Raw genomic sequence first — 12158 nt, 5'->3', positions numbered from 1 at the left:
GAGAGGGGGCGAGACTTGGGGGCGCACTTGCCGCCCCTAGTCGCAGCGGTGAGGGTTTTGGCCTCGTAGAAGAAGAAGGACCTCACCCAACCCTCTCCCGCAGGCGGGAGAGGGCTTAGAAGGATAAGCTTAGAGCGCCACTTCGGCGTGGCTGCCGGCTTCGCTCGGCTTGATCGTCTGGCCAGTCAACATCTTGAGCTTGCCCGACAGCGACTGATCGCCCTCCCAGATTTCGGCGTCCTTCAGATCGAACCGCAGCATCATGATGTTGGGGTCCTGCTTGCCGCCTTCGAACCAGGCCTCGGTCTGCTTCGACCAATATTTGTCAAAGATCTCGGGGCGCGTCTCGGTGGTGAGCGTGCCGTGGATGCAGGCGAACACGTCATGCCCCTTCGACACGAACTGCGCCATCGCCTCGCCGCCGCCCGCGATGCGGTTGTCCTTGTTGCAATAGAACCAGAATTCGCCGTTGGCGTCGGGGTCGAGCTGGGCGGTCATCGGCTCGCTATGCTGGTGGCTGCCGACCAGGCCGATCATCACGAACGGGCTCTTGGCCATTTCCTTCCACATCCGGTCGCGGATCGCGGTGTCTTCTTCCTGCTTGGCCTGCATATCGGGTCTCCATCGATTGGTTTCCCTGGCATAACGAGCGGGGGGCCAAGGGTTTCCGTCACGTTGTGCGCAGCCGGACGACGCTGCACAGCCCCGCGAGCAGCGCGAAGGCGGCGGCGATCACGAACGGCGCGGGGCCGATGCCGATTCCCACCGCCAGCGCGATGCCGACGATCGATGCGCCGAGCGTCTGCCCGAGCAGTCGCGCGGTCGATAGCAGCCCGCCCGCCGCCGCCGCCCGGTCGCGCGGTGCCTCGCCGATGATCAGCCGCGAATTGGGGGCAAGGAACAGCCCGAAGCCGGCGGCGGCGATCGACAGCCGCCACGCGATCGCGGGCCACCCCGCGTGGGTCGGCAGGAAGCCGATCAGCAGCAGCCCGGCGATCGCCAGCGTCATCCCGGCAATCCCCAGCAAGGAGGGTTTCACTCGGTCGGAGAGCCACCCCGCCAGCGGAGCGACCACCAGCAGGGTGAGCGGGAAGGGGAGGATCAGCAACCCGACCTCGGCAGGGCTGAACCCCATGCCGCGTTCGAAGCGGAAGGGCAGCGCGACCACCATCGCGCTGGTGGCGACAAAGGCGGCGATCGCGCCGAGCACCGACAGGCCGATCACTCGGATCGCCAGCAGGTCGATCGGCACCGTAGGGCGAGTGCGCGCGCGTTCGCGGCGATAGAGCAGGATCGCGCTGACCAGCCCGAGGACCGCCGCGCCGATGCCGAGCGGCGAGAGCGTGCCGTGGACCGCCAGCTCGAGCCCGCCGATCAGCAGCCCGACGGTGGCCGCGCTCCACGCCCCGCCCGCCAGGTCGAACCGCTCCTTGCGCGGCACCGGTGCAGGGAGTGCGCGCCCGAGCAGCATCGACACCAAAGCGAAGGGCACCGCGGCGCAGAACACCCAGCGCCAGTCGAGCTGCGCGACGATGAACCCGCCCAGCGTGGGCGCGAGCGCGTTCGACGAGGCGACGATGACGCTGTTGATGCCGAGCCCGCTCCCCAGGCTGCGCGCCGGATAGATGTCGCGCAGCATCGCCGCCGACACGCTGAGCGCCATCCCCGCACCGATCGCCTGACCGCCGCGCACCAGCAGCAATTGCGCGAAGCTGTCGACCAGCAGCGACGCCGCCGAGGCGAGCAGGAAGACGAGCTGGCCGAGCTGGTACAGCCGCCGGTGCCCGACGCGGTCGCCAAGCCCGGCAAAGGGCAGCAGCCCCATCACCAGCACCAATTGGTACAGCGTCACGACCGTGACGACGCTCCCCTCGCCGACCCCGAGCTCGCGCGCGATCGTCGGCAGCGCGACATTGGCGATCGATCCGTCGATGACGAACAGCGCGGTGCCGAACGAAATCGCGGCGATCGCGGTGACGCGGCGCGGCATCGGCAGGCCGGCGCCCGAGGCAGGCGCGGCGATGACATCGGGCTGGAGGATGATCGATCCTTTCACATGCCGCGGTGCGACGGCCCGGCGTTATTCGGGCATTACCCGGCGCATATAGGCATCGAACAGCGGGACGGTGAAGGCGGTGTCGCCATGCGAGGGGCTGAACAGCATCCCCTTGGCGATCAGGCTATTGCGCGTCGGCGCCAGGCTGCTGACCGCCGCGTCCATCGCTTGCGCGACATCGCCCGACCGGTGCGGACCCGGTCCCAGCCCTGCCATCGCGCGCAAATAGCGCTTTTCCTTGGGGGTAAGCCGGTCGAAGCGGACGCGGAAGAAGCTCGCGTCGAGTTCGGCGAGCGCGAGGATGCGCGCGGCGGCGACATCGTCGGCGCCGATCGGCGAGGCTTCGGCGACATCCCAACTGTGCTTGCCCCATTCCTGGATGAAATAGGGATAGCCTTCGGTATCGGCGACGATCGCATCGATCGCTGCATCGTCGATCGCCTCCTCTTCGCGCTCGATCGGCAGGCGGATCGCGGCCGCCGCCGCCTCGGGATCGAGCGCGCCGATCGCGACGAATTCGAACAAGCGCTCGGCATAGGATTTGGCATCGCCCATCTGGCCCAGCAGTTGCGGCAGCCCCGCGGCGATGAGCGTGACCGGCAGCTGGCGCTGCGCGGCGCGGTGGATCGCGGCGATGAGCGCGGCAAGTTCGCGTTCGGGGACATATTGGAGCTCGTCGATCGCGAGCACCACCGCGGTCTCGCGTTCTCGCGCGGCTTCGCCGACTGCGATCATCAGATCGGCGAGATCGGCATCAAGGTCTCCCGAATCGGCAAGGCCAGGCTCGGGTTCGACGTCGATCGCGACTTCGATATCGTCGTAGCGCACTTTCAATTTGGCAAAGCCCGCCAGCGCCCGCAGCGCCCGGGTGACCCCGGCGGTGGCACGCTTGATCCGGTCGAGCCGCAACAGGCTGGCACGAAGCGCGGGGACGAGGATTCCCGGCAGCGATCGGCCTTCGGGGGCTTCGAGCGCCACGACGATCATGCCGTCGTCCTCGGCGCGGTTCCATATCGTCGTCAGCAACACCGTCTTGCCGACGCCGCGCAGCCCGTAGAGAATCACGCTGCGCGCCGCCCGCCCAGCGCGCACGCGATCGAGCGCGACCGACGCGCGTTCGATCAAATCGGCCCGACCGGCAAGCTCGGGAGGCGGCGACCCTGCGCCAGGGGCAAACGGGTTGCGACGGCGATCCATAGCGAGTTTATCTCATATTACAAAAAATATGTAAACCGTGATAAGCTCGCTATAGGTTCAGGTCACAGCACCTCGAACAACCCCGCCGCGCCCATGCCGCCGCCGACGCACATCGTCACCACGACGTATTTCGCGCCGCGACGCTTGCCCTCGATCAGCGCATGGCCGGTCATCCGCGCGCCCGACATGCCATAGGGATGGCCGATCGAGATCGCGCCGCCATTGACATTGAGCAGCTCGTACGGGATGCCCAGCGTGTCAGCGCTGTAGAGCACCTGCACCGCGAACGCCTCGTTAAGCTCCCACAGCCCGATATCCTCGACCTTCAGGTTGAAGCGCTCGAGCAATTTGGGGACGGCATAAACCGGGCCGATCCCCATTTCGTCGGGTTCGGTGCCCGCCACCGCCATGCCGATATAGCGGCCGAGCGGCTGCAGCCCGCGCTTCGAGGCGACGCTTTCCTCCATCAGCACGCAGGCGGACGATCCATCGGACAGCTGGCTGGCATTGCCCGCGGTGATCGATCCGCCGGGGATCACCGGCTGGAGCGCAGCCAGCCCCTCGGCATTGGTTTCGGGGCGGTTGCCCTCGTCCTTGGTGAGCGTCACTTCCTTCTGGGTGACTTCCTTGGTCGCCTTGTCGACGACGTTCATCGTCGCGGTGACGGAGACGATCTCGGCATCGAAGCGCCCGGCTTCCTGCGCGGCGGCGGTGCGGCGCTGCGATTCGAGGCCATAGGCGTCCTGGCGCTCGCGGCTGACGCCATAGCGGTTGGCGACGGTCTCGGCGGTCTGGAGCATCGGCATATAGACATTGCCGTGCATCGCCAGCAGTTCGGGATCGGCGGCGACCCGCATCTGCGGCGTCTGCACCAGGCTGATCGATTCGACCCCGCCGCCGACGGTGATGTCCATGTTATCGACGATGATCTGCTTGGCGGCAGTGGCGATCGCCATCAGCCCCGAGGCGCATTGGCGATCGATCGACATGCCCGAGACGGTGACCGGCAGCCCGGCGCGCAGCGCGACTTGGCGCGCGATATTGCCGCCCTGGTGTCCCTGCTGGAGCGCCGCGCCCCAGACGACGTCGTCGACATGGCCGCCCTCGATCCCGGCGCGCTCGATCGCGGCTTCGAGCGATTTGGCGCCTAGCGTGGGGGCGGGCAGGTTGTTGAACGCGCCGCGATAGGCACGGCCGATCGGGGTACGGGCGGTGGAAACGATGACGGCAGAGCGCATGGTGGTTCCTTTCTTTCTGAAACCCCTCTCCCGCTTGCGGGAGAGGAGCGAGACTTGAGCGAGCGGAGCGAGCCTAGTCGCAGCGGTGAGGGTCTTCTTCTTGGGTCGGGTCAGGGCAGAAGAAGAAGGCCCTCACCCAACCCTCTCCCGCAGGCGGGAGAGGGCTTTTTGGATTTAGACGAAAATCTGGCTGATCCATTCGGCGACCATCGCGGGTTTGTCCTCGCCCTCGATCTCGACGGCGAACAGGTTGGTTTGCTGCCACTGGCCGGGGCGCTTCTCAGCCAGCTCGAGCAATTTGAAGCGCCCGCGCACGCGCTTGCCCGAGCGCACCGGGGTGAGAAACCGCACTTTGTTGCCGCCGTAATTCACCGCCATCTTCACATCCTGGATCTCGGGCAGCTCGGTCCTGGCCGACAGCAGCGGCATCAGCGACAAGGTGAGGAAGCCGTGCGCGATCGTGCCGCCGAACGGCGTCATCGCCGCGCGCGCGGGGTCGACATGGATAAACTGGTGGTCGCCCGTCGCGTCCGCGAATTTGTCGATCATCGCCTGCGTCACCTCGACCCAGTCGGACACCGCTTCACTGCCGATCTGGCCGGCGCGTTCCTGCATGGTGATCGGCATTCGCTCTCCCACGCTATGCGGTCTCGCCTTCTTGCGGCATAGCGCGCCGCAACCCTTAACGGGCTTGGGGCAGGGGCCGCAAGCCTTGGCCGACCGGAACCACGAAAATGCAGAGCGCCGTACCGTCACTTCAGCGTAACTCTATGGCAAATCTGCACCGGATGGCCGAACCCGATGTTCTAAAGCCGCTTTTGGAGCGCGCCGGGCTCACCCCCGATTCGCGTGCGCGGGTGCTCGATCACTCGGCCGGGCTGATCGCCGACCTGCGGGCGGCGCAGAACAAGGGCTGGGTGAACCAGTTCCTGCAGGAATATCGGCTCAATTCGTCCGAGGGCGTCGCGCTGCTGAGCCTTGCCGAGGCGTTCCTACGCGTCCCCGATCCCGAAACCGCCGACCTGCTGATTGCCGACAAACTGGGCGATGCCGACTGGCGCAACCATGCGGGCAAGTCGAACTCGGCGTTGGTCAATTCGGCGACCTGGGGGCTGGTCGTCGGCCGCGTGCTGGTGCGCGAGGAGGGCAATGCGCTCCAGCGGCTGATCAGTCGTGCGGGCGAGCCCTTCGTCCGCCAGGCGGTGGGCGCGGCGATGAAGATGATGGGCGAGGTCTTTGTGATGGGCCGCACCATCGAGGAAGCGATGAAGCGGATGCGCCGCCCCGAGAACAAGGGCTTCACCGCCAGCTTCGACATGCTGGGCGAGGCGGCGCGGACCAAGGCCGATGCCGAGCGCTATTTCGCCGCCTATTTCGACGCGATCCGCGCGGTGGGGCGCGATCCCAAGGCGGGGCATTCGATCTCGGTCAAGCTTTCGGCGCTCCACGCCCGCTACGAGGTCGCGCAATGGGATAGCTGCGTTCCCGAACTCAGCGACATGCTGGCGCAACTGGCGTCGGAGGCGGCGGCACAGAATATCGCGCTGACGGTCGATGCCGAGGAGAGCGAGCGGCTCGAGATGAGCCTCGAAATCATCGGCGCGGTCGCGCGGCGGCCCGAGCTTCGCGGCTGGGACGGCTATGGCATGGCGGTGCAATCCTATGGCAAGCGTGCGCGCAGCGTGATCGGCTGGGCCGACGGGCTGGGGCGGCCGATGAACGTCCGGCTGGTCAAGGGCGCCTATTGGGACAGCGAGATCAAGCGCACCCAGGTCGAGGGGCTGGCCGATTATCCGTTGTTCACGCGCAAGGCGGCGACCGACGTGTCGTATCTCGCCTGCGCGCGCGACATGCTCGAAGCGACCAACATCCGCCCGGCCTTTGCCAGCCACAATGCGCTGACCGTCGCGACGATCCTCGAATGGGCAGGCAATAGCCGAGACTTCGAATTCCAGCGGCTGCACGGCATGGGCGAGGGGCTGTACGAGCGGCTGGTGCGCGAGCATGGCCATCATTGCCGGATCTATGCGCCGGTGGGCGGGCATCGCGATTTGCTGGCGTATCTGGTGCGGCGCTTGCTCGAAAATGGCGCGAATTCGTCGTTCGTGCATCAGCTCGCCGATGCGGGGTTGAGCGATGCCGAGTTGATGGCCGATCCGGTGGAGAAGATCGCCGGCGTCGGGGGGACGCGGCACCCGAGCATCCCGCTGCCCAAGGATTTGATGGGGGCGTGGGGGAATAGCGAAGGGATCGACCTCGCCGAGCGCGAGGTGTTGCGCGAGGTGGCGCGGGCGATCGCTGCTGCTCCCCTCCCGCTTGCGGGAGGGGTCGGGGGTGGGCCTGTTTCAACACCGCTCCTTGCGGCAACGCCCACCCCTAACCCCTCCCGCAAGCGGGAGGGGGATGAGGTAGCGCAAGCCATCGCCCGCGCGCACGCCGCGTTCCCCGCCTGGTCCGCCACCCCGGTCGAAACCCGCGCCGCGATCCTCGAACGCTATGCCGACCTGCTCGAAGCCAACCGCACCGAACTCATGGCCTATGCGGTGCGCGAGGCGTTCAAGACGATTCCCGATGCGCTCGGCGAAATCCGTGAGGCCGCCGATTTCTGCCGTTACTACGCGGTGCAGGCGCGCGGCATCCTCGCGCCGCGTATCCTTCCCGGCCCGACCGGCGAGCGCAACGAGCTGCGGATGATGGGGCGCGGGGTGTGGGCGACGATCGCGCCCTGGAACTTCCCGCTGGCGATCTTCACCGGCCAGAACGCCGCCGCCTTGGTCGCGGGCAACACCGGGGTCGCCAAGCCGGCGCCGCAGACGCCGGGCATCGCCGCGCGCGCGGTCGAGCTGGCGCATGAAGCCGGGGTGCCGCGCGATGCGCTGGTGCTGGTGACAGGCGGGGCCGAGGCGGGGGCGGCGCTGACCGGCGATCCGCGGATCGCGGGCGTCGCCTTCACCGGATCGACCGCCACCGCCAAGGCGATCGCGCGGAGCCTGCTCGAGGACGACAACCGCCCGATCGTGCCGCTGATCGCCGAAACCGGCGGGATCAACGCGATGATCGTCGATTCGACCGCCTTGCCCGAACAAGTGGTGGCCGACGTCATCGCCTCGGCTTTCCGCTCGGCGGGGCAGCGTTGCTCGGCGCTGCGGCTGCTGATCGTCCAGGAGGAAGTCGCCGAGACGATCCTGACGATGCTGCGCGGCGCGATGGAATTGCTGGTGGTCGGCGATCCGGGCGATCCGCGCACCGATGTCGGCCCGGTGATCGACGATGCCGCGTACGACAGGCTGATGGCCTATCGCGAGAGCGTGAAGGGGCGCTGGATCAAGACCGTCCTGGTGCCCGCAACCGGTCGCTTCGTGCCGCCGACCGCGATCCGCCTGGACGATCTCGACGATCTGCAGCAGGAATGGTTCGGGCCGCTGCTCCACGTCGCGACCTGGCGCGCGGGCGAACTGACCGCGACGATCGAGCGGGTCAACGCCAAGCGCTTCGGGCTGACGATGGGGCTGCACAGCCGGATCGCGCGATCGGCCGAAATCGCCGAGACGACCGCGAAGGTCGGCAACCTCTATATCAACCGCTCGATGATCGGCGCGGTGGTGGGATCGCAGCCCTTCGGCGGCGAGGGGCTTTCGGGCACCGGGCCTAAGGCAGGCGGGCCCAATTACCTGCCGCGCTTCTGCGTCGAGCGCGCGGTGTCGGTGGATACCACCAGCGCGGGGGGGAATGCGTCGCTGCTGAGTTTGGAGGAGGGGGCGGGGTAGGCACACGCACTTTAATCCGTCATTCCCGCGAAAGCGGGAATCCAGGAGCTGCCAGGGCTGCCCATCTGGATTCCCGCTTTCGCGGGAATGACGAGGGGGCGGTGGCTAGAACCGGCGCGCTACGCCCAGATATAGCTGGAAATCGGGCGAATGCCGGTTGAGCCCCACCGCGCCGCCCGCGTCGATCTGCACATCGTCCCCCGGCTGCCACGCCAGCGCGGCGGCGCCGAGCATCTCGGTCCGCGGCCCGTCCGGATCATCGTCGCGCAACGCCGACGCTTCGAGCGTCAGCGACACCGCGTCGCTCACCGCAAGCTCGACCCCGATCACGCTGCCAAAGGCCAGATGCCGTCCGCTGCGATCGGCGTCGACCGCAGCGTCGATCCGCGGGGTGAGTTCGAACGACACCCCGCCGCCAAGCTCGCCGGTAACCGGCACCAGCAACCCCGCACCCCAATCGCCCGCGCCGATCGCCCCGCCGCCGACGGGCAAGGTCGCGAAGGGCTGGACCGCGATCGACCAGCCGCTGCCATCGGGGCTGGCCAGGCTGCGCTTATAGGCGAGGCTGATGTCGCCGAGCCCGCTTTGGGTCGCCATGTCGCCGGTGATCCGGTCGCGCTCGCGAACGCGGCCGAAGGCGGTCCAACCGAGCTGGACTTCGCTGTCGCCGTCGAGCCCGAGCCGCACCAGCGCGTCGGCGGCGATCAGCGTGTCGGTCCGCACCTCGCCGTCATCCTCGCGCTCGAAGCTGGCGAGTCCGGTTTCGGCGAGCACCCGCCCGCTATCGACGATGCACGCCGGGGTGCCGAGGCCAGGGCGCGAAGGGCAGAGTTCGCGCGCCTCCTGCGCATCGGCGGCAATCGGCATGGCGATCGAAAGGGCGGCGATCAGGCGGCGGTGCATCGGTGCCGAATACGCCCATCGTCAAGGCGCCAACAGACGAAATCTTCAGGCGTGCTCGCCGCTTGCCCCGCGCCGCGGATCGACTTCGTGGACCGGCTGCACCTGCGCGTAGGGCATCACCAAGGTGCCGTCGGGGGCGGCGGTGAAGGTGGTCTGCGTCGGATAGGCGATCTCGATCTTCTCGGCGTTCAGACGCTTGAGGATCGCGATGCCGATCGCGGTGCGGCCATCGTAGAAGGCGGGGAAGTCGGCGCCGGGCGAATCGAACTCGACCTCGAAATCGAGGCTCGACGCACCGAAGCCCAGGAAGCCGGCGCGGACGAACACGCGGTCATGCGCCTCGACGATTTCCTTGAGGATGCCCGGGATGCGCTCGCACACCTCGGGCGCGGTCTGATAGATTACCCCGATCGCGAACTTGGCGCGGCGGTGGTCGCGCCGGGTGTTGTTCTGGATTTCCTTGTCGAGCAATTGCTTGTTCGAGATGATCCGCTCTTCGCCCTGGAACGAGCGGATCCGCGTCGATTTCAGCCCGATCGCTTCGATATTGCCGCTGGTCTGGTCGTAATTGATGCTGTCGCCGCGGCGGAAGGGCTTGTCGAAGATGATCGACAGCGCCGCGAACAGATCGGCGAAGATGCCCTGTGCCGCCAGACCGATCGCGATGCCGCCGACGCCCAGACCCGCGACCAGGCCGGTGACGTTGACCCCCAGATTGTCGAGGACGACGATCAGCGCGATCGCGAACAGCGCGAAGGTCACCAGCAGGCGGATGATCCCCATCGCGCTGCCCAGAGCTTCGGACGAATGCCGCTCGGACGTGGTGCGCGCCTCGACCAACCCCAATATGACTTCGCGCGCCCAGATCGCCGCCTGGAACACCGCGGCGATCGTGAAGAAGAAGTTGACGGTGCTGTTCACTGCCACCGGCGCGTCGGCATAGCCGACGACCAGCTTGGCGGCGATCATCACCATGAAGAAGGTGCTGGTCTTGGCGATCGCGCGCCCCAGCACACCGCTCCACCCGGTCACCACCGGCTGGCGGTCGCAATAGCGCTTGCCCCAGCCCTTGAGCGCGGCGAGCGCGAGGACGATCAGCGTCGCGACGCCGATCGCGATCAGGATCTGCAGCCAATGCCCCTGCAACCAGTCGAGCCCGTCGACCAGCAGGCGCTGGCCCTGTTGCTGAACCAGTTTGGGGGTGAGCGCGACGGTGTCTGCGGTGTTCGAAACGGCGGCGGTGGTGTTGGTCATTCGGCTTTCTTCAGGCGGCCTTGGCGGGCGAGGGCTCGGCTTGGTCGAGCGCGGCCAGGAATGCTATTAACCCGCGCTCGGCGCGCGACAAATGGCGCGTCGAGCGGGGCAGGCGGAGCGCGGCGCGCATTTCGATCTGCGCCGCCTTGTCCTTGGCGAGCGCGACCAAGGCGGGGTGGACATAGCTTTTGCGCGCGATCGCAGGGGTGTTGCCGAGTGCTTCGGTGACGGGTTCGAGCATCGCCTTCAGTCCGATCGGCGCCTCGGCGAGCGCCAGCGTCTCGAAGGCGATCGCACTGGCGCCCCAGGTGCGGAAATGCTTGGCGGTGAATTCGCCGGCCATCGCTTCGCGGATATAGGCGTTGACGTCGCTTGAGGTGACCGGGTGCGTCTCACCCGCCTGGTCGACCCAGCGGAACAGATGCTGGCCGGGCAGGTCCTGGCAGCGTTTCACGAAGCGGATCAGCGAACCGTCGGTGATCGTCATCAGCCGCATCTTGCCCGATTTGGCTCGATATTGCAGCCGCAGCGTCTTGCCGGTCAGCTTGGCGTGGTGCTGGCGCAGCGTCGTCGCGCCGAAACTCTTATTGGCCTTGGCATAACCTTCGTTGCCGATGCGGACATGGCCGTGGTCGAGCAGCCGCACTACCGCCGCCACCGCACGCGCGCGGCTCAATTTGGGCGAGCGCAGGTCGCGCTCAACGCGCTTGCGCAGCTTGGGCAGCGCGAGCCCGAAGGCGGGGCAGCGCGCATATTTGGCGGCTTCCTGCGTCTCGCGGAATTCCAGGTGATAGCGATATTGCTTGCGGCCCTTCTCGTCCCAGCCGACCGCCTGGATATGGCCGTGCGGGCTGGGGCAATACCATGCGTCGCGATAGGCGGGCGGCAGGCCGATCGCGTTGAGCCGATCAATCTCGCCGCGGTCCTTGATCCGTTCGCCCGCGGGGTTCCAATAGCCCCAGCCACCCCGCACCTTCTTGCGGGTGATGCCGGCTTCGCTGTCGTCGTGATAGATGATCGTCGAGTCCGGCATCGGTTCCTCGTTTGGGTGGCATCAGGAATGCGCGGCGCGCAGCTTCGTTCCGCAACCGTCGCGAACGCCGGAACAAGCGCCGTGGCCGAAGGTTGGCGGCAGGAACGATTTCCACTTTCGATGGAGCTATCCCATGGCCGACCTGAACAATATCCGCGTGCTGATGCTCGCCACCGACGGCTTCGAACATTCGGAGCTGTTTGACCCCCGTCAGGCGCTGCTCGATGCCGGCGTCCAGGTGACGCTGGCGTCGATCAAGACCGACCCGATCCAGGGCGTCAAGAACGACAGCGAGCCGACCGAGATGATAACCCCCGACATGACGCTCGACGATGTCGATACCGAGGATTTCGACGCGCTGGTGCTGCCGGGCGGGCTCGCCAACCCCGACACGATGCGGCTGCAGGAACGCGCGATCGAGATCGTCGAGGAGTTCATGGACGACGACAAGATCGTCGCGGCGATCTGCCACGCGCCGTGGCTGCTGGTCGAGGCTGATGTCGTCGATGGCCGCCGCGTGACGAGCTGGCCTTCGGTGCGCACCGACCTCGAAAATGCGGGCGCCGATGTGGTCGACGAGGAAGTGGTGGTCGACGGTAATCTGATCACCAGCCGCAATCCGGGGGACATTCCGGCGTTCAACAAGGCGCTGATCGAGGCGCTGGAGAAGGTCGGCACCGAAGCGGTGCATTGATCCGCCGATAACGCCG

General features: G+C 67.1%; 10 protein-coding genes. 2 read left to right on the top strand and 8 right to left on the bottom strand.

All coding sequences use genetic code 11. From position 1 onward, the window contains the following. Positions 1-129: 129 nt before the first annotated feature. The 5 genes from NMP03_RS09615 to NMP03_RS09595 all read right to left on the bottom strand — a co-directional run bounded on the left by NMP03_RS09615 (position 130) and on the right by NMP03_RS09595 (position 5118). Positions 130-612 carry a pyridoxamine 5'-phosphate oxidase family protein gene (locus NMP03_RS09615; protein ID WP_256505151.1) on the bottom strand — a complete coding sequence of 161 codons (483 nt, stop codon included), beginning with the start codon at positions 610-612 and terminating at the stop codon, positions 130-132. A gap of 58 nt (positions 613-670) precedes the next feature. Next, complete coding sequence (locus NMP03_RS09610; protein ID WP_319937582.1) at positions 671-2056, bottom strand: MFS transporter; 1386 nt, start codon at positions 2054-2056, stop codon at positions 671-673. Positions 2057-2080: 24 nt separating this feature from the next. Then, positions 2081-3253, bottom strand: a complete 1173-nt coding sequence (locus NMP03_RS09605; RefSeq protein ID WP_256505150.1) for an ATP-binding protein — start codon at positions 3251-3253, stop codon at positions 2081-2083. A 62-nt stretch (positions 3254-3315) separates the two neighbouring features. Next, positions 3316-4491 (bottom strand): acetyl-CoA C-acyltransferase, encoded by a 1176-nt coding sequence (locus NMP03_RS09600; protein ID WP_256505149.1) that lies wholly within the window; start codon positions 4489-4491, stop codon positions 3316-3318. 174 nt (positions 4492-4665) lie between these two features. Then, complete coding sequence (locus NMP03_RS09595) at positions 4666-5118, bottom strand: MaoC family dehydratase (RefSeq protein ID WP_256505148.1); 453 nt, start codon at positions 5116-5118, stop codon at positions 4666-4668. A gap of 143 nt (positions 5119-5261) precedes the next feature. Between NMP03_RS09595 and putA the strand changes: the two genes are divergently transcribed. Then, positions 5262-8258: a bifunctional proline dehydrogenase/L-glutamate gamma-semialdehyde dehydrogenase PutA gene (putA, locus tag NMP03_RS09590; RefSeq protein WP_256505147.1), complete on the top strand. Its 2997-nt coding sequence runs from the start codon at positions 5262-5264 to the stop codon at positions 8256-8258. A 105-nt stretch (positions 8259-8363) separates the two neighbouring features. Here the strand turns inward: putA and NMP03_RS09585 are convergent, their stop codons facing one another. From NMP03_RS09585 to NMP03_RS09575, 3 genes are read right to left on the bottom strand one after another with little or no spacing between them, the layout of a single operon-like run. After that, entirely contained in the window at positions 8364-9161 is a 798-nt protein-coding gene (locus NMP03_RS09585) for a transporter (RefSeq protein WP_256505146.1), read from the bottom strand. 45 nt (positions 9162-9206) lie between these two features. Then, a complete protein-coding gene (locus NMP03_RS09580) occupies positions 9207-10415 on the bottom strand; it encodes a mechanosensitive ion channel family protein (protein WP_256505145.1) in 1209 nt (402 codons plus the stop codon). 10 nt (positions 10416-10425) lie between these two features. After that, positions 10426-11448, bottom strand: a complete 1023-nt coding sequence (locus NMP03_RS09575) for a DNA topoisomerase IB (protein WP_256505144.1) — start codon at positions 11446-11448, stop codon at positions 10426-10428. A gap of 133 nt (positions 11449-11581) precedes the next feature. Between NMP03_RS09575 and NMP03_RS09570 the strand changes: the two genes are divergently transcribed. Then, on the top strand, positions 11582-12142 hold the full coding sequence (locus tag NMP03_RS09570) for a type 1 glutamine amidotransferase domain-containing protein (RefSeq protein WP_256505143.1): 561 nt from the start codon (positions 11582-11584) through the stop codon (positions 12140-12142). Positions 12143-12158: the final 16 nt, after the last annotated feature.

It is taken from the genome of Sphingomonas qomolangmaensis (genome assembly GCF_024496245.1).
In the GTDB taxonomy this organism is placed as follows: Bacteria; Pseudomonadota; Alphaproteobacteria; order Sphingomonadales; family Sphingomonadaceae; genus Sphingomonas; species Sphingomonas qomolangmaensis.
This window is presented reverse-complemented; position numbering and strand designations above follow the sequence as displayed.